The sequence below is a fragment of the Pseudomonas sp. TH10 genome (genome assembly GCF_016651255.1).
In the GTDB taxonomy this organism is placed as follows: domain Bacteria; phylum Pseudomonadota; class Gammaproteobacteria; order Pseudomonadales; family Pseudomonadaceae; genus Aquipseudomonas.
In genome coordinates this window covers 1-17,504 of the sequence record NZ_JAEKEG010000082.1, presented here as the reverse complement: position 1 = coordinate 17,504, position 17,504 = coordinate 1, and the positions used below count along the sequence as shown (strand labels likewise).

General features: G+C 60.0%; 11 protein-coding genes, 1 tRNA gene and 4 pseudogenes. 4 read left to right on the top strand and 12 right to left on the bottom strand.

Translation table 11 applies throughout. The features are described from left to right. The 3 genes from JFT80_RS13150 to dibA form a co-directional block, all read right to left on the bottom strand. Nucleotides 1-646: sulfate ABC transporter substrate-binding protein (locus JFT80_RS13150; RefSeq protein ID WP_201148144.1), on the bottom strand; the 646-nt coding region annotated here is incomplete at its 3' end. A 133-nt stretch (nucleotides 647-779) separates the two neighbouring features. After that, nucleotides 780-962, bottom strand: a complete 183-nt coding sequence (oscA, locus tag JFT80_RS13145) for a sulfur starvation response protein OscA (RefSeq protein ID WP_007917682.1) — start codon at nucleotides 960-962, stop codon at nucleotides 780-782. Nucleotides 963-1,189: 227 nt separating this feature from the next. After that, on the bottom strand, nucleotides 1,190-3,109 hold the full coding sequence (dibA, locus tag JFT80_RS13140) for a phosphodiesterase DibA (protein WP_201148143.1): 1,920 nt from the start codon (nucleotides 3,107-3,109) through the stop codon (nucleotides 1,190-1,192). A gap of 146 nt (nucleotides 3,110-3,255) precedes the next feature. On the opposite strand from dibA, the gene desA reads away from it, so the two are divergent. Together desA and JFT80_RS13130 are read left to right on the top strand one after the other, a co-directional pair. Further along, the gene (gene desA, locus JFT80_RS13135) at nucleotides 3,256-4,440 is read left to right on the top strand and encodes a delta-9 fatty acid desaturase DesA (RefSeq protein WP_201148142.1); all 1,185 of its coding nucleotides are present in this window, start codon (nucleotides 3,256-3,258) and stop codon (nucleotides 4,438-4,440) included. Between the two features lie 278 nt (nucleotides 4,441-4,718). Further along, nucleotides 4,719-5,706: pseudogene (locus JFT80_RS13130) on the top strand (GGDEF domain-containing protein). Nucleotides 5,707-5,762: 56 nt separating this feature from the next. Here the strand turns inward: JFT80_RS13130 and JFT80_RS13125 are convergent. From JFT80_RS13125 to gabD, 3 genes and pseudogenes are all read right to left on the bottom strand, one after another. Next, a pseudogene (locus JFT80_RS13125) lies at nucleotides 5,763-7,036 on the bottom strand (HDOD domain-containing protein). 139 nt (nucleotides 7,037-7,175) lie between these two features. Next, on the bottom strand, nucleotides 7,176-8,453 hold the full coding sequence (gene gabT / locus JFT80_RS13120) for a 4-aminobutyrate--2-oxoglutarate transaminase (protein ID WP_201148141.1): 1,278 nt from the start codon (nucleotides 8,451-8,453) through the stop codon (nucleotides 7,176-7,178). Between the two features lie 185 nt (nucleotides 8,454-8,638). Continuing rightward, nucleotides 8,639-10,081 carry an NADP-dependent succinate-semialdehyde dehydrogenase gene (gene gabD / locus JFT80_RS13115; protein WP_095191630.1) on the bottom strand — a complete coding sequence of 481 codons (1,443 nt, stop codon included), beginning with the start codon at nucleotides 10,079-10,081 and terminating at the stop codon, nucleotides 8,639-8,641. A gap of 349 nt (nucleotides 10,082-10,430) precedes the next feature. On the opposite strand from gabD, the gene JFT80_RS13110 reads away from it, so the two are divergent. Continuing rightward, nucleotides 10,431-10,507, top strand: a tRNA-Arg gene (locus JFT80_RS13110). A 90-nt stretch (nucleotides 10,508-10,597) separates the two neighbouring features. Here the strand turns inward: JFT80_RS13110 and JFT80_RS13105 are convergent. From JFT80_RS13105 to JFT80_RS13085, 5 genes are all read right to left on the bottom strand, one after another. After that, a complete protein-coding gene (locus tag JFT80_RS13105; protein WP_242482925.1) occupies nucleotides 10,598-10,735 on the bottom strand; it encodes a hypothetical protein in 138 nt (45 codons plus the stop codon). A 142-nt stretch (nucleotides 10,736-10,877) separates the two neighbouring features. Next, nucleotides 10,878-11,435: a hypothetical protein gene (locus JFT80_RS13100; RefSeq protein WP_201148139.1), complete on the bottom strand. Its 558-nt coding sequence runs from the start codon at nucleotides 11,433-11,435 to the stop codon at nucleotides 10,878-10,880. Continuing rightward, nucleotides 11,432-12,013, bottom strand: a complete 582-nt coding sequence (locus JFT80_RS13095) for an RNA polymerase sigma factor (RefSeq protein ID WP_201148138.1) — start codon at nucleotides 12,011-12,013, stop codon at nucleotides 11,432-11,434. The genes JFT80_RS13100 and JFT80_RS13095 overlap by 4 nt, the downstream gene beginning before the upstream one ends. Before the next feature lies 1 nt (nucleotide 12,014). Next, nucleotides 12,015-13,700 carry a VWA domain-containing protein gene (locus tag JFT80_RS13090; RefSeq protein ID WP_201148137.1) on the bottom strand — a complete coding sequence of 562 codons (1,686 nt, stop codon included), beginning with the start codon at nucleotides 13,698-13,700 and terminating at the stop codon, nucleotides 12,015-12,017. Nucleotides 13,701-13,785: 85 nt separating this feature from the next. Then, nucleotides 13,786-14,346 (bottom strand): YbhB/YbcL family Raf kinase inhibitor-like protein, encoded by a 561-nt coding sequence (locus tag JFT80_RS13085; protein ID WP_201148136.1) that lies wholly within the window; start codon nucleotides 14,344-14,346, stop codon nucleotides 13,786-13,788. A 112-nt stretch (nucleotides 14,347-14,458) separates the two neighbouring features. Here JFT80_RS13085 and JFT80_RS13080 point away from each other — a divergent pair. Then, a pseudogene (locus JFT80_RS13080) lies at nucleotides 14,459-16,014 on the top strand (FAD-dependent oxidoreductase). A gap of 125 nt (nucleotides 16,015-16,139) precedes the next feature. Here JFT80_RS13080 and JFT80_RS13075 read toward each other — a convergent pair. Beyond that, nucleotides 16,140-17,504: pseudogene (locus JFT80_RS13075) on the bottom strand (YdgA family protein); the annotation flags it as partial.

The window sequence follows — 17,504 nt, the reverse complement described above, 5'->3', positions numbered from 1 at the left end:
CCAGCAACACGTCACCCTGACCGTTGTTGACGAAGGTGATGGTCGAGCCACGGGCACCGGTGTCCAGCACGGGCACATGCTTGAACAGGGTCTGTACGTATTCTTTGGCTTTGCCTTCGTCACCGCCGTTGGCTTTCAGGCCGTAGGCCCACGCGGCGAGGAAGTTCCAGCGCGCACCGCCGGAGGTTTTCGGGTTCGGGGTGATCACCGAGACGTCGTTCTTGACCAGATCGCCCCAGTCCTTGATGCCTTTCGGGTTGCCCTTGCGCACCAGGAACACAATGGTCGAGGTGTACGGCGTGCTCGCTTCCGGCAGACGCTTCTGCCAGTCGGCGGGCAGGGTCTTGCCGAGTTTGGCGATTTCGTCGATGTCGCCGGCCAGGGCCAGGGTCACGACGTCGGCACGCAGGCCGTCGATGACCGCACGGCCCTGCTTGCCCGAACCACCGTGGGATTGCTGGATTTTCACGGTGTCGCCGGCATGATCCTTCTGCCAGAACTTGATGAATTCGGCGTTGTAGTCCTGATACAGCTCGCGCGTCGGGTCATACGACACATTGAGCAGTTCGTAATCCTTGGCAACCGCGGAACCGGCAAACACAGCGCTGGCCAGCGCGGCCAAAGCGTAACGGCGAATCGACGACATGGTGAAAGCTCCTGGAATTCTGGTGGTGGCTTTTTCTTATGTATTTCGGAAATCGTGTTGCCGGTTCAAAGATCGCAGCCTTCGGCAGCTCCTACATAAATCCCCCGTAGGAGCTGCCGCAGGCTGCGATCTTTTAGCCCGGTTGTTTGCCGGGTTGCTGCAAGCGGAATTTCTCTTTGCGTTCGATCTGCACGACTTGTGCGTTATGCACAGTGATCTCCACCGCGCCGAAACGCAGATCGCGCAGGGCGCTCTGGATTTCACGCAAGATGGTGCTTTCGTCCTGACCGTCAACGCTGCGAAGGGATGCGCTCATGGTGCTGCTCCTTTGAATGGGATATGCCTGGCAGTGGGCGGCACTGCGTTCGGCGTGGGAGCAATATAAGAGAGGCATGGATATTCTTAAAAAGACTATTTAAGAATGTTTATATAACCAGAAGTGAACTTCATGAACACCGCCCATCCTCCACCCCGTAGGAGCTGGCGAGTGAAACGAGGCTGCGATTGATGCTGCGCGATCTTTCAAGCAGACCACGAGAGGGTTTAACCGATATGCGGCGCCCGCGCCCAGTCGAGCTGCGCAGCAGGCATCGGTCGCGCGAACCAGTAACCCTGGCCCAGATCGCAGTCGTGCTCGAGCAGGAAACTGGCCTGCTCGACCTGTTCGATCCCTTCGGCATGGACCTGCATGCCCATGCTCTGCGCCAGCGCGATAATCACCCGGACAATCGCCGCGTCATCCTCATCCCCCGGCAAGCCAGCGACAAATCCCTGGTCGATCTTCAACTTCTGCACCGGCAGCCGCTTGAGCCGCAGCAGCGACGAATAGCCTGTGCCGAAATCGTCGATTGCCAGACGAATGCCCAGCTCACGCAGGCGATGCATCTGCTCCAGCGCCACTTCCGGGTCATCCATCACCGCGCTTTCAGTGACTTCCAATTCCAGATACGCCGGGTCCAGCCCAGTGTCGCGCAGCACTTGCGCCACCTGTTGATACAGCTCACGTCGCGCGAACAGTCGCGACGAAACATTCACCGCCACAAACGACAACACCACCCCGGCCTGCTGCCATCGGCACATTTGCAGGCAGGCTTGTTGCATCACCCAGGCATCGATTTCGGCGATCAACCCGGTGCGCTCGGCAATCGGGATGAACTCCGCCGGCGACACCAGACCACGCTGCGGATGCTGCCAGCGCACCAAGGCTTCAACGCCGATCAGACGACTGGTTTTCAGGTCATGCACCGGTTGGTAATAGACCCGCAGTTCCTGCTGTTCCAGCGCGCGGCGCAGTTCGAAGGCGATTTCGACCCGCTGCTGGGCGTGCGCGGTAAGTTCTTCGGTGTACAAGGCGTAACCGTTGCGCCCGCTGCTTTTGGCCTTGAATAGCGCGGCATCGGCATTGCGCAACAGCTGCTCCGCGCTCAGCGCATCGCTGGGGAACAGACTGATGCCGATGCTGGCGTTGATGAATAACTCGTGGCCGTCGATGCCGAACGGCTCCTTGAGTGCATCGATAATGCGCTGAGCCAATGCCGCTGCTTGTCCGGGTTGTGGACAACTTTCAGAGAGCACCGCGAATTCATCGCCGCCGAGCCGCGCCAAGGTAATACCGGGGCCGAACAACGCCTGTAAGCGCGCCGCCACCGCTTTGAGCAGTCGATCACCAACGTTATGCCCGAGGCTGTCGTTGATCATCTTGAAGTGATCCAGATCGAGCATCAGCAGCGCACAACCACGCTTATGAGTCTGCGCCGAAGCCAGCGCCTGTTCGGCACGGTCGGTGAACAGCAGGCGATTGGGCAAGTCGGTCAATGGGTCGTGATGGGCAAGATGGGTCAGCACATTCTCGGAATTCTTGATTGCGCTGATGTCGGAGAATACCGCCACGTATTGGCTGACCCGTCCATCATCGTCACGAACGATACGGATCGTCTGCCATTGCGGATAGATTTCCCCGCTTTTGCGCCGATTCCAGATTTCACCGCTCCACTCGCCAACACTGTTGAGCGTCTTGAACATGGCCTGGTAGAAGCTCGCCGGATGGCGACCGGATTTGAACAGGCTCGGTTGCTGGCCCATCACTTCTTCGCGCTGATAGCCGGTGATCTGCATGAACGCCCGGTTAACGTGAACGATCAATCCTTTTTCATTTGTGACCAGCACGCCTTCGCGGGTGCAATCAAACACGGCTGCGGCCTGACGCAGCCGCTCTCTATCCGCAGAACGCTCAGCCAACTGCGCACCAATCCCAAGGCAGCGGAACAAACGCGTGCGGGCAATGAAAATAATTCCCGCGCTCAGCAATAGCCAGATGTAGCCGTTGATCGTTTGCCAGTGCAACGCCTCGGCCGAATCATCGAAGAAACTGTTTAATGCAAAACCGCTGAGCGAAACCCAGAGGACGGCAAGCACGAGATAGAGCAGCGCTGCACGCAAGGCATCGCGATAAGTGGCAGACATTCGGCTGTCCATGTCCCTACAAAAAGGTTGGAATTATAGGTCAAGAAACATTCAGCGACTCTTATCTGAAAGGGCGACTGGTTTTATCTGTGTGCTTAGTGATAATGCAACGGCTGTTTTTATCTTTATCGAGGGCCCTATAGCCTATGTGGTACGAAGGTTTTCTTGGCTTGTCGGCCTGGTCACTGGTCGCAGTCACCCTGCTGATGACCCACATCACAATCATCGGCGTCACTGTCTATCTGCATCGCTATTCAGCCCATCGCTCCCTTGAGCTCAATGCCGGCCTGAAACATTTCTTCCGCTTCTGGCTGTGGCTGACCACGGCGCAGAACACCCGCGAGTGGACTGCCATCCACCGCAAGCATCACGCCAAATGCGAAACCGAAGATGACCCGCACAGCCCGGTCATCAAAGGTCTTTCCACAGTACTGCGTACCGGCGCCGAGCTGTACCGTGCCGAAGCCCAGAACCCGGAAACCCTGCGCATCTACGGCAAGAACTGCCCGGAAGACTGGATCGAACGCAACGTCTACAGTCGCTATCCGCTGTTGGGCGTCGCGATCATGGGCGTCATCGACCTGCTGCTGTTCGGCACCATCGGCATCACCATCTGGGCGATCCAGATGATGTGGATCCCGGTGTGGGCCGCCGGCGTGATCAACGGGCTGGGCCATGCCGTTGGCTACCGCAATTTCGAATGCCGCGACGCGGCGACCAATCTGGTGCCATGGGGCATCCTGATCGGCGGTGAAGAACTGCACAACAACCATCACACCTACCCTAACTCGGCCAAGCTGTCGGTGAAGAAGTGGGAGTTCGACCTCGGTTGGGCATGGATCAAAGTCTTCAGTTTTCTGCGTCTGGCCAAGGTGCAGCGTGTCGCGCCGATTGCCCACCGTGTGGAAGGCAAAGGCAGCCTGGACATGGACACTGCAATGGCGATCCTTAACAACCGCTTCCAGATCATGGCCCAGTACCGCAAGTTGGTGATCGGCCCACTGGTCAAGCAAGAGCTGGCCAAGGTCGATCATTCGGTGCGCCACCAGTTCCATCGGGCCAAACGCCTGCTGTCGCGGGAAACCAGCCTGCTGGAAGATCGTCATCACCTGCGCATCCAGAACATGCTCGAGCACAGCCAGGCGCTGAAGGTAATTTACGAAAAACGCCTCGCCCTGCAGCAGATCTGGGTCAAGACCAGCGCAAATGGCCACGACATGCTCGCGGCCATCAAAGAGTGGATTCACGAGGCCGAGGCCAGTGGCATCCAGTCCCTGCGCGATTTTGCTGACCAGTTGAAAACCTACTCGCTGCGCCCCGCCAACGCCTGAGCCCAGGCAGAGCACCTCGCCCGAGGTGCTCTGGGACAGCAAGCCGCGCTCCTGTGGCGAGTAAGCTTGCTCCCGCTCGTTTTTGCGCAGCACACGCCCCTGAACAACCGCTGTACGCGATAAACCCCTTCGCTTACCGCCCGGCGGGCGCATCCCCCTGCTCTCCCCACCCCGGGAACTTAGTTCCAAATCCCCTATCTCAAAAGCACTTCGCCACCCTGGCGGTCTTCGCTGCAGCCGCTGCCGAACTCGCGGCACGCTCTTTGAGATTAGTGTCGATGGTCGATAAAAACCTGCAGGATTCTTCCCCGCCGCAATGGCCAGAGGCCGCGCAGACCCTGATGGCGCTGATGCAGGCCCGAGGCGAGGTCGCGCGCTTGAGTGAACGCGAACAGCTGTTGAGCTCGCTGCTGGTGAGCGTCAATGCGGTGCTGTGGGCATTCAACTGGGAAACCCGCGAGGTGCTCTATGTCAGCCCGGCCTACGAACGGATTTTCGGGCGCCCCACCGACCCGTTGCTGGCCGACTACAACCAGTGGCGCGACAGCGTTTACCCGGATGACCTGGAAGAAGCCGAGCGCAGCCTGGCCTCCGTGCTGGACAAAGGCTCGGTCGAAGACCGTGAATATCGAATCGTTACCGCCGACGGCCAGGTACGCTGGCTGAGCGACAAGTGCTTTATCAACCGCCAGGGCGAGCCGGGCCAGCCTCTGATCATCGTCGGCATTGCCGAAGACATCACCGAAAAAAGCACCTCGAAACCGAATTGCAACGCCTGGCCACTACCGACGAATTGACCGAGAGCAGCAACCGCCGGCATTTTTCGAATGCGCCAACCACGAGTTCGAGCGGGCGCGAACCCAGGGCACCCCGCTGTCGTTCCTGATGCTGGATATCGATGATTTCAAGACCGTGAACGACACCTATGGCCACCAGGAAGGCGATAACGTATTGCAACGCATCGCTGAGTGCGGTCGCGCCGCATTGCGTCGTGGTGACGTGTTCGGGCGCATCGGCGGAGAGGAGTTTGCGGCAGTGTTTCCAGGCTGCGAGCCCGGGGTGGCCATGCAGGTGGCCGAGCGGCTGCAACAGGAGATTCAGCGTTTGAGTTTCAGCCATGACGCCCAGACGTTCGGCATCACCGTCAGCCAGGGTCTGACCAGCCTCACCGAGGCAGATGAAAACCTCGACAGCCTGTTCGCCCGTGCGGACGCGGCGATGTACGAAGCCAAGCGCCAGGGCAAGAACCGGATCATCCCCGGCTGATTCGCCCACTGTAGGAGATGCCGAGAGAAACGAGGCTGCGATCTTTTGATTGGGGGCTAACCAAAGATTACAAGATCAAAAGATCGCGGCCTTCGGCAGCTCCTACGGGCGAGGCGGCTATTTTTGCGCATTCGTATCAACTCCGGCAAGCCGATCTTGAGCAGCCGTGCCGTGCGGCTCTTGGCCAGTTCCTCTATGCCTTCGTGCTCGGTCAGATGGGCCATCTGCGCCGCCATGTTCATCACCAGCGCCTCACGCGAATATACCCCGCCACCGAGCTGGTAGACCGCGGCAATCAATTCACGCAACTCCAGCGGCAAACGCCAGCGGGCTCGCAGCGCCGAACCATAGGCCGCGCCAAATTCTGCCAGTGCTTCGCCGACTTCCTCCAACTCATCCAGCTCTCCACCGGCCTGCTGCCATTCCTGTAAACAACGCAGCAATGCCAGATCACCGAGGCGATGCAGTATGCCCGCGCAATAACAGCGCTCCTGGTCCAGGTCGAGAAGACGGGCCAGGGTCCGCGCATATTCAGCGGTGTGCAGCGACAGTCCCCAGTAACGCTCGGCATAGTCCGCCAGACACGGGTCGCTGAGCCTGGCACTGCGCTTGAGCGCCAGCCCCAGAATCAGGTTCATGCTCTGCCCGGTGCCCAAGCGCTGCAGTGCCTGCGCCAGGGTCTGCACCGGCGCGCCATGGTGTTGCGCGGCGCTATTGGCGGCGGCAATCAACACGGCCGTGATCTGCGGATCGGTACGCGTTTCCTCTTCGAGGACGGTCAGGTCAAGCCCCCGGGGTTAAGGCTGCGTTTGACCGCTACCTCCACATCGGTCATCAGTGGTGCACCGTCAGCCAGCGTCCGCCGGCGCTCCAGATACACCGCCAAGGTCATGCCCGCCGCCAGGGCCGGCACTTCACAAAAAACTTCCTGCCCAGCATTGAGCAGCAAACCCTGCAAGCGGTCGGTCAGGTTTTCCATGTTCAACGGCTTGGTCAGGTAAGCCGTAGGCGCCAACGGTAAGGCTTCGCGCACGCTGGCGCTGTCATTGCGGCTGCTCATCAGAATGAACGGCAACGGCGGATTGCGCTTGCGCTGGCGAACGCTGCGCAACACATTCAAGCCATCCACACCAGGCAACGCCCAGTCGACGATCACCAGGTCGTAGGCGTTTTCCGCCAGTCGCGACAACGCGTCCTGGCCATCGGCACAGAGATCGATGCGAGCATCGCAGCGCACGTTCAGCAGCACTTGCTGGAGCAAATCCCGCGACCAGGGATCCGCCTCGGCAATCAGCACTCGAGGTACAGCGGGTAACTCAACGGCTCTCATGCAAACAGGCTCTCCTCTCAATGCATGCACCATAGTCAATGCAGGCCACAGGAAACAGCGCTGTGGGTTTCATGTACAAAAACCCGCCGAAGCGGGTTTTTTTGTCGATCAGCTCACACTTTCATAAGAGCACTTTAGATCAAAGCTCCGAGAAGCACTCTTCGATGATCGCCAGGCCTTTGTCCAGTTGCTCGTCCGGCGAAGTCAGCGGTACCAGTACGCGCAGAACGTTGCCGTAGGTGCCGCAGGACAGCAGGATCAGGCCCTTGTCGCGCGCCTTGGCCACAACCGACGCTACTGCAGCAGCGTTCGGCTTGTGGCTGTCGCCGTTTTCAAACAGCTCGACCGCGATCATCGCGCCCAGGGCACGGACTTCGCCGATGACCGGGTACTTGGCCTGGATGGCTTTCAGGCCGGTTACCAGACGCTCGCCGACTGCCTTGCAGCGATCCAGCAGGTTTTCTTCTTCAAACACTTCCATCACGGCCAGGGCCGCGGCGCAAGCGATCGGGCTACCGGCGTAGGTGCCGCCCAGGCCGCCTGGAGCAATGGCGTCCATGTATTCAGCCTTGCCGCAAACACCGGCCAGCGGGAAGCCGCCAGCGATGGATTTGGCGAAGGTGGTCAGGTCGGCAGCAACGCCCATCTGTTCCATGGCGAAGAACGTACCGGTACGGCCAGCGCCGGTCTGTACTTCGTCAGCGATCAGCAGGATGCCGTGCTGGTCGCACAGTGCGCGCAGACGCTTCATGAATTCCTTCGGCGCGACGTAGAAACCACCTTCACCCTGTACCGGCTCGATGATGATCGCGGCGATGTCTTTCGGCTCGGCGTCGTTCTTGAAGATGCGTTCGATGGAAGCGATCGAGTCGTCGATGCTCACGCCGTGCAGTTCGTTCGGGTACAGCGCGCGGAAGATGCCGCCTGGCATCAGGCCCATGCCGGCCGAGTAAGGCACGACTTTACCGGTCAGGCCCAGGGTCATCATGGTGCGACCGTGGTAAGCGCCGGTGAAGGCGATCACGCCAGCGCGGCCAGTGGCGGCACGGGCGATTTTCACGGCGTTTTCTACGGCTTCGGAACCGGTGGTGACCAGCAGGGTTTTCTTGGCGAAATCACCCGGGATCTTGGCGTTGATCTTTTCGCACACTTCTACGTACGGCTCGTAGGCTAGAACCTGGAAGCAGGTGTGGGTCAGCTTGTTCAGCTGCGCGGTCACGGCGGCGATGATTTTCGGGTGTACGTGGCCGGTGTTCAGTACCGCGATACCGCCAGCGAAGTCGATGAACTCACGACCTTCAACGTCAGTCACGGTAGCGTTCTTCGCGGACTCGGCGAAGATCGGGTGAATCTGGCCAACACCACGTGGTACAGCAGCGGTACGACGGGCCATCAGTTCAGCGTTAGTCTTGCTCATTACAGTCCTCATTCGCCGCTCATCGGGCGGCGTGGTTCAAGGATTAAGCGGGAGGAAGCGACGGTGGCAGCATGCGATGATCGACTGCCACGGCGTTCCCGGCCGCAGAGAAAATTCCGGTTTGAAACGACGCAAAGGGACAGCGCTCTCGTGCCCTTTGCGTTTGCAGCGATCTCTTTCTCGGCTTAGATGCCCAGGCAGAGGTATTTGATTTCCAGGTAATCTTCGATGCCGTACTTGGAGCCTTCACGGCCCAGGCCCGAGGCCTTGATGCCGCCGAACGGCGCGACTTCGTTGGAGATCAGCCCGGTGTTGACGCCAACCATGCCGTATTCCAGCGCTTCCGCCACACGGAACACACGGCCCAGGTCGCGAGCGTAGAAGTACGAAGCCAGACCGAACTCGGTGTCGTTGGACATCGCGATCACTTCGGCTTCGTCTTTGAAGCGGAACAGCGGCGCCAGTGGGCCGAAGGTTTCTTCCTTGGCCACGGCTGCGTTTTTCGGCACGTTGGTCAGAATGGTCGGCTCGAAGAAGTTGCCTTCCATCGCCTTGCCACCGGCCAGTACGGTAGCGCCTTTGGCCACAGCGTCAGCGATGTGTTCCTGCACCTTGGCCACGGCTTTTTCGTCGATCAGCGGGCCAGTGGTGGTGCCGTCTTCCAGACCGTTACCGATCTTCAGCTTGGCGACTGCCACTTTCAGCTTCTCGGCGAACGCGTCGTAGACCGAATCCTGAATGTACAGGCGGTTGGCGCAGACGCAGGTCTGGCCGTTGTTGCGGTACTTGGAAATGATCGCGCCTTCGACGGCCTTATCCAGGTCCGCGTCGTCGAACACGATGAACGGCGCGTTGCCGCCCAGTTCCAGCGAGACTTTCTTGATGTCCTTGGCACATTCCGCCATCAGTTGACGACCGATTTCAGTCGAACCGGTGAAGGACAGTTTGCGCACGATCGGGTTGCTGGTCAGCTCGCTGCCGATGTCGCCAGCACTGCCGGAGACCACGCTGAATACGCCCGCAGGAATGCCGGCACGCTGAGCCAGTTCGGCCAGGGCGAAAGCGGAAAACGGAGTTTGCGAAGCAGGCTTGAGCACCATGGTGCAGCCGGCCGCCAGCGCTGGGCCGGCTTTACGGGTGATCATCGCCGCCGGAAAGTTCCACGGAGTGATCGCTGCGGTCACGCCGATTGGCTGCTTGATCACGATCAGGCGTTTGTCTGGCTGGTGGCCAGGAATCACGTCACCGTAGATGCGCTTGGCTTCTTCGGCGAACCACTCGATGAACGAAGCGGCGTAAACGATTTCGCCCTTGGCTTCGGCCAGCGGCTTGCCCTGTTCGAGGGTCATCAGGCGAGCGAGATCGTCCTGGTTCTCGATCATCAGTTCGAACCAACGACGCAGCTTGCCTGCACGCTCCTTGGCGGTCAGTGCACGCCAGGCCGGCAGCGCCTTGTCAGCGGCTTCGATGGCACGGCGGGTTTCGGCGGCGCCCATTTTTGGCACGGTACCGAGGATTTCGCCGGTGGCCGGGTTATTAACCTTGATCGTCTGACCGTTGTCCGCATCAACCCAAGCGCCATCAATGAAGGCTTGCTGGCGGAACAACTGGGTGTCTTTAAGCTGCATGTCGGCTTTCCTTAACAGCACCGCGGCCTGCGCGGAGCAAATTATGATTGTAGAAAGGCGCCTCGCAAGGCTGCCGTCAGGGAAATCAGTGACCGGGCTGAAGCACATAAATAGCGCACGGATTGGACTCGCGCGCTGCAACACCCAGCAAAGAGCGTTTGAAATCTCAAACGGATCGTAGGATCAAAGGGGGTAAAGGACAATAGGTCGTTCGAAAAAAAGAACAAAAACCGTTCATTTGCCCATTTTTTCTGATCAACGTGACAACCGTCCGTTCGGCGGCCAAAAAACACAGGCGATTCAGCAGCATGGACGCCCGCAGCGCTTATGAGTATCATGGCGCCCGCTTGCACCAGTAGCTCAGCTGGATAGAGTACTGCCCTCCGAAGGCAGTGGTCGTGGGTTCGAATCCCGCCTGGTGCACCATAGTAGAAACGAAAAAGCCCCAGGCCTTAAGGTCTGGGGCTTTTTTGTGGGTGGTGTCTCGACCTGAATCAGGTTGACTCCGCAGCTCCCTCACTCCGTAGTCCAATCAAACTCATCATATTCATCATCCCCCTCCTCATCCTCGAACACCTCATCATCAAGGTCATCCTCCTCCAAGGCCTGCTCCTTCTCCTGAGCCAACAGGAATTCCTTGCGGCTCTCGGTCACTGCCCGCCTTAGTTCCTCTCCCTTCACCGGGCAGTTGAGCATTTGGGCGATGCGGTCGATTTTTTCGCCATGGCTTCCTCCAACGCATCGGCTATGGCCCGATAGTGCGCGCTTTCAGGGTTGGTTGCCAAATGGCGGACCGTTATCGGTGCTGGTTTTTCTGCAGTTCCTTGAGCCGGTCGTCCAGGTTTTCGTTGGAGAAACGTTGCTTCAGCGACTCTAACAACTTGTCCGCCGCTGGTTTCTGACCGATTTGCTGCAGGCGCATCACCTCAAGCAACTGCTCATCCAGGCTCTTTGCCGGCGCTGCCATGCGTTTGCTGACTTTGGCTTCGTCGCCCATTTGCGCCCGCATGGATTCACGCTGCGCAGGCGCGGCGAGTTCGGCCATCGGCGCTGCAGGTGCCGGGGCGGAGGCTTTGGGGGTTGGCGCGAAGTCGTAGGCGGGCTCCCGCTCGGGACCGGGTTGTACCAGCGCCAGCATCAGCGCGACGCCGACCAGGCTGGCGAATCCGACTTGCCAGCGCGGCTTTTGGCAGGCTTGCGACCACCGCTGCCAGAGGCTTGCCTTGGGTGCCGGGGTTTCTCGATGCGCTGCGGCGAGGATGAACGCATCCAGGTGTGCCGGTGGCTCGTCGGTAGACTGTTCACGAAAGTGTTTTACCACTTCCTCTTCGGGTGTCTTGCGGGCGTCAGTCATGTCAGTACCTCCTCGGCCAGCAGCCGACGCAGTTTTTGCTGGGCGTAGCGCAGGCGGCTTTTGACGGTTTCCAGCGGTGTTTCGGTGAGGCTGGCGATTTGTGCCAGGTCAAGATCGCCGTGGGCGCGCAGCAGGAACACTTCGCGTTGTTCGGCGGGCAAGGCTTGCAGGGCGTTTTCCAGACGCTGGCTGTCGCGGCTGAGGCTCAGCAATTGTGCAGGATCGGCGGCGTCATCAGGCAGGGCGTGGACCTGTTCGTCATAGCTGTCGTGCAAAGGGTTACGAATTCCGTGCTTGCGCCAATGATCGATCAGACGATTGCGGGCAATCTGGAACAGCCACGTACGAAAAGTCGCCCGGCCTTGTGGCTGACTGGCGCTGCGAATCAGGCTCAGCCAAGTCTCCTGAAAAATCTCGTCGGCCAGCTCGGGTTTGCCGCTCAAGCCAAGCAAAAATCGATACAGGCCCTGACGATGGCGGGCGTACAAAATCTCGAACGCCGCGCCGTCGCCCTCGCGATAGCGCGACAGCAGCGATTCGTCGCTGCTGGTGGCCGAGCTTGGAGGCGGGGCAGTCATGTCAGTGGTTCTCTTGGATCATTGCCTGATGTTCGGTGGTTTGCAGGCTTTGCGCCAGCTCGACCAACTGCACGAACTCCGCTCGCAGGCCAAACCGGTCTTCGCCCCGAGCGCCACGGGCCAGTGCCTCAGTGTCTTTCAGACTGAAGCTGGCGGTATAGCGCCCGTCCTTCAGCTGCTGGGAAAAAGCTGCCACGGCTGCGGCGAATCGCAGATCGTCAGAGGCGGCTTCGGCTTGGCCTGCAACGATCGGGCGTTCAATCAAGCGACTATTCCCACCTTGCGGCAGCTGATAACGCACGCGCAGCATGGCCATTTCCGTTGTCTTGGTGGCATCAATGCTGGCGGCCTGGCTGTAGCGCAGCGGCTCCAGCCAACCTTTCTCCCCCTTTGGAACAATTTCGTACAGGGCGGTTACCGTATGGCCTGCGCCGATTTCGCCAGCGTCGACCTTGTCGTTGCTGAAATCTTCGCGTTTCAAGGCGCGATTTTCATAGCCCAACAGGCGGTACTCGCTAACCTGGGCCGGGTTAAATTCCACTTGCAGCTTCACGTTTTTCGCGACGACCGCGAGGGTTGAACCGAGCTGGTCGACCAGGACCTTGCGCGCCTCGCGCAGGTTGTCGATATAGGCGTAGTTGCCATCGCCAGCGTCGGCCAGTTGTTCCATCAAGTGTTCATTGTAGTTATCCACACCGAAACCCAGGGTGGTCAGGGAAATCCCGGTTTTGCGTTTATCCACAGCCATTTGCTTGAGGCTGTCGAAGTCGCTGACGCCGACGTTGAAGTCGCCATCGGTGGCCAGCAGGATGCGGTTGATGCCTGTGGGCATGAACGCCTGCTGGGCCATTTGGTAGGCCAGCTCAATGCCTGAGGCTCCCGCGGTCGAACCGCCCGCCGTCAACTGATCGATAGCTGTACGAATTTTCGCTTTTTCCCGTCCGGAAGTGGGCTCCAGCACCACACGAGATTCACCGGCGTACACCACCAGCGACACGCGATCCTGGTCGCGCAGTTGATCGACCAGCAGTTTCAGCGTGCTCTTGACCAGCGGCAGGCCTTCGCGACGGTCCATCGAGCCGGACACATCCACCAGGAAGACCAGGTTTGCCGGGGCCAGGTCCGCCACGGCACGGTCCGACGCCTTGATGCCGATGCGCAGCAACCGGGTGTGCGCATTCCAGGGGGTTGGCGCCAGCTCCGTGGTCACGCCAAAGGGCGAGCCGTCGGTGGGCAAGGCGTAGTCGTAGGGAAAGTAGTTGACCATTTCTTCCAGGCGCACCGCTCCTTCGGGCGGCAGGCGCCCCTGGTTGAGCAAGCGCCGGACATTGGCGTAGGCGCCGGTGTCGACGTCGGCACTGAAGGTTGAGAGCGGCGTTTGAGCCACGCTGTGAATCGGGTTATCGGCCAGCGCCTGATACTGCTCGCGCTGCTGGTCCTGGTAGCCCGCAGGGGATGCTTCTGGCATTGGGGCAAAAGTCGCCAGCGGCGCTGCTCGCACAGCGCGCTTGGCCGCGGCAGCATCGCCAAGGACCAAGGCTTCGGTCTTCAACTCAGCTTGCGCGGGTGCTGAGGCAATCGAAGCGGAGTCTGGCGTGGACGAGACACCGCAGCCGGCCGTCGCCAGCAGCAGGCCCGCGGCGAAACCATGGGCGGCCGGGCGGAGGAAATGCAGAGGGAGGGACATGGGGGCTGACCTCAAGGAAGATGATCCATTCATCCTTTGAGACGGGCAGCCCGGCAGGTTCGGGTTAACTCACCGGAAAAAATATTCAGCGGTGATAACGGCGCACTACGCTGCTGTTCTTCAGCACATGCCCTTTGATCTTTTCCAGCAACTGGGTACGCGTCAGGCCGGCGGGCAAGGCGTCGGGAGCGAGGTCCAGGGCGTAAAGCTGGATGATGTAGTGGTGGGCGCTGTCGCCGACAGGCGGACAAGGACCGACGTAGGCCTTGGTGCCCTTGCTGTTCAGGCCACCGACTCCGTCGAGCGTGGACTTGGTGCCCGCACCTTCGGCAATCTGATGGGTAGAGGCCTTGATGCCGTAATGCAGCCAATGATCGACGCCCTGGCCTTTTTGCCCGTCGGGGTCATGCATCACGATCGCGTAGCTCAAGGTGCCGGCCGGGCCGGCATTCCAGCTCAGTGCCGGGGAAACGTTGTGGCCGCCGCAGCCTTCGGCGTCGCTGGCTGCCGCGGCAGTGAACAGCCGGTCATCGGAGACGCCCGGAATGTTAACGGTGAAACGCTCCTGGGCCTGGGCCGGCAGTTGTACGCAAAAGGCAACTGCAAGGGCCGCCAGCCAAGGGGTCAAAGAGGTCAATCGGGTCATTGCGGAGCACCTGGTGCGGGTGGGGCCAACGTCGGCTTGCGAACTATAGCCGCACCGTTCGCGCCGTGGCAGAGGGATTTGGCTGAACCTCGCGATCGGCCGCCCAGTCTTAATGGAAATGCCTGCCTGGAGAGCGATCATGGCCTTGCAACGCGTTGCCCAATTCGCCGATATACCGGAACACCGTGGTCTGGAAGTCGAGGTCGCGGGGACGAAAATCGTTCTGCTGCGGGTTGGCGATGAGTTGCGCGCCTACCAGGGCGAGTGCCCACATGCCGGGGCGCCGCTGGCGGAGGGAGCGCTGTGCAACGGGCGGCTGATTTGTCCGTGGCACAAAGCCGCGTACCGAATGGAAGATGGCGCCCTCTGCGAACCGCCTGCCCTCGACAGCCTCAAGCGTTACCCACTGCAAATGCGCGATGATCAGGTGTGGGTCGATGATCAACCGCTACCAGCCGCCAATACCCCACCCGCCGACGATGAGCGAACCTTCTTGATAGTCGGTGCGGGTGCCGCAGGGACAGCGGCTGCGGCTGCGCTGAGGGAAAAAGGCTTCGGTGGCCGAATCCAGCTGGTCGATCGCGAAGCAGAAGCGGGCTACGACCGGACGGTGTTGAGCAAGTTTGTGTTGTCCGCTGAAATGTCGCCGCAAGAAGTCCCGCCCCTGCGCGACGAGCACTTCTACCAAGAGCAGCGGATCGAGCGATTGACCGGCGAAGTAGCACGCCTGGACGCCGACAACCAGACTCTGGAGCTCACAAACGGACAGACCCTTGCCTACGACGCCGCCTTGCTCGCCACCGGAGGCACCCCAATCCGCTCAAGCTGCCCGGCGCCGACCTGCCACAGGTCTTCGTCTTGCGCTCCAGAAATCAGGCGCAAGAGATCATGCAGTCGGCAAAACCCGGACAGAAAGCCGTGATCATCGGCGACAGTTTCATTGCCCTGGAGTGTGCAGGGGCCCTGCGTGAATACGGCCTGGACGTAACGATTCTGGCCCGCCATACAGTGCCCTTCGCCAGGCAGTTCGGCGACACTGTCGGCAAAGCCATTCGCGCCCGACATGAGGCCCACGGCGTGCAGCTTCATACCGACGGTGAAGCCGCCGGAATCGAAGGCAGCGAAAAAGTCGAAGCCGTGCTGCTGGACAACGGCCAGCGCTTACCCGCAGACCTGGTGCTGGCGGGGATTGGGGTGACTCCCGCGACCGAGGCATTTTCAGATCTGCCCAGAGCCGAAGATCAGTCTTTGCTAGTCGACGGCGGCATGCGCCTAGCCGAGGGTCTATGGGCAGTCGGTGATATCGCGACCTTCACGCTCAACGGCCAGCCTCAGCGCATCGAGCACTGGCGCCTGGCCCAGCAACATGCGCGAATCGCCGCCGCGAACATGCTCGGAGGCGAAGAGCACTACCTCGACGTAGCGTTTTTCTGGACCTGGCATTTTGGCAAGAACTACGACTATCTCGGTCACGCCGAACATTGGGATGAGGTCGAGTTTCTCGGCGATCCCGAGCACCCGCCGTTTATTGGGCTGTTCGGCAGAAATGGTGTGCTGGTCGCGGCAGTCGCCTGCGAAAAAGAACGCGCCATGGCCATGCTGGCCGAACGCATGAAACAACCATTGCCGATGGAAGAAGCCTGGTCACTGATTCGCGATGCTCATTGAATTAGTTGCTGCAACATTCTCCGTAGGAGCTGCCTGAGGCTGCGATCTTTTGACTTACAAGATCAAAAGATCGCAGCCTTCGGCAGCTCCTACGAGGTCAGCGGTTCATCCGCCAGCGCGGGAGCTTACTCGACGGGTGCCGGAGCGCTGATTTTGCTCATGATGAAGCCGACAAACTCTTCAACGGTCATCTTCTGGCCATTGAACTCCACCAGGTTGTTGGCGTAGTGCAGCTTGGTGACGACGTTGTTGCCATCGAGTTTGGCAAACTCGCTGCCCACCGCCATGCTGCCGAACATGTCCGCTGTGGCCGTGGCCTGGTCGGCGATCAGCTTGGCATCGGTCTGGCCATCGATTTGTGACTGCACGCTGAACAGGTCAACCAACATCGGCTTGGACACTTGCACGTTGAGGTCCAGCAGAGCGATCAGCTGCTGAGTCAACTGATCCGGCGGCAGGTCCATCGATTTCGGCTTGGTCAGGTCGAGCACCAGGTTGGCCTTGCTTTCGCCGTTGGCGGTTTTCAGCGAGAGGTTTTCCAGTGCAACCTGCGGCCCGGCGGCCAGCAGTTTTTCCAGGCCGGTTTTTACCTGGGCCTCTTCAGCCGGGGTCAGCACCAGCTCCGGCGCCGGCAAACCTGCCGCTGCTGCTTCAGCTGCGGCCTTTTCGTAAGGTTGCAGTTTGGTCTGGTAAACCTGCATCAACGACATGGTCGCCGGAATATCCAGGTTCTTCAGGCTCATGGCCATCTGCGCGGAGCCGATGGTCTTGCCGTTCAGCGACACCTCGCCCACCTTGTAATCGGCACGGCCTGAAGCGCTGGTGCCCGATTCTTCGGTCTGGTTCTTCATTTCAAACTTCTTCAGGCCCAATACTGACTGGCCGGCACCGAAGGTGGTCTTGTTGTCGGTCAGCTCGACGGTGTTTTCGCCGACGTAATACCCGTAGCTACCCTTGGTCAGGTTGCTGGCGAAGGTCAGGCCGCCGAGTTCGACTTTAACCGGCGTCAGGTCCTCAGCCACGGTCGTGAGGGTCAGGCTGTCCATGTAACCGTTGGCCTTGACCTTTTTCGCCTGGGCGCTGGCATCGACGTCGACGTTCAATCCGGAAAACTTCAGCTGGGACTTGTCGTCAAGGGCGACGTCCAGCGGCAGCAACTGGAGGTTACCGTTGGTGGATTTGTCGTAGCCGATGTTGACCACGCCGGTGAGCGGGGATTTGTCCTTGGCCGCGGCGAACCATTTGGCGGTGAGTGGGGTTTTTTCCAGTTCGTAGTGACTGGTGGCCATGACTGGCAGCCACTTCAGCGACACGAGGCGGGAGAATGGCAGAGGGCCGTGCTCGATGTGGTCGACGAACAGTAACTCCACCGGGGCTTCACCGAACATCTCGCCTTCACCCTTGAGGTCGGTAATGCGCGGTGCTGCTGAATATGTTGCGCTCCAGCGATACCAGCTCCAGCGACGCGGTGCCATTGGAACCTACCAGCG

What these genes read in the sequence shown, in the direction of transcription:
- oscA (WP_007917682.1), bottom strand. Translation starts at nt 962, where the DNA reads ATGAGCGCATCCCTTCGCAGCGTTGACGGTCAGGACGAAAGCACCATC.
- dibA (WP_201148143.1), bottom strand. Translation starts at nt 3,109, where the DNA reads ATGTCTGCCACTTATCGCGATGCCTTGCGTGCAGCGCTGCTCTATCTC.
- desA (WP_201148142.1), top strand. Translation starts at nt 3,256, where the DNA reads ATGTGGTACGAAGGTTTTCTTGGCTTGTCGGCCTGGTCACTGGTCGCA.
- gabT (WP_201148141.1), bottom strand. Translation starts at nt 8,453, where the DNA reads ATGAGCAAGACTAACGCTGAACTGATGGCCCGTCGTACCGCTGCTGTA.
- gabD (WP_095191630.1), bottom strand. Translation starts at nt 10,081, where the DNA reads ATGCAGCTTAAAGACACCCAGTTGTTCCGCCAGCAAGCCTTCATTGAT.
- JFT80_RS13100 (WP_201148139.1), bottom strand. Translation starts at nt 11,435, where the DNA reads ATGACTGACGCCCGCAAGACACCCGAAGAGGAAGTGGTAAAACACTTT.
- JFT80_RS13095 (WP_201148138.1), bottom strand. Translation starts at nt 12,013, where the DNA reads ATGACTGCCCCGCCTCCAAGCTCGGCCACCAGCAGCGACGAATCGCTG.
- JFT80_RS13090 (WP_201148137.1), bottom strand. Translation starts at nt 13,700, where the DNA reads ATGTCCCTCCCTCTGCATTTCCTCCGCCCGGCCGCCCATGGTTTCGCC.
- JFT80_RS13085 (WP_201148136.1), bottom strand. Translation starts at nt 14,346, where the DNA reads ATGACCCGATTGACCTCTTTGACCCCTTGGCTGGCGGCCCTTGCAGTT.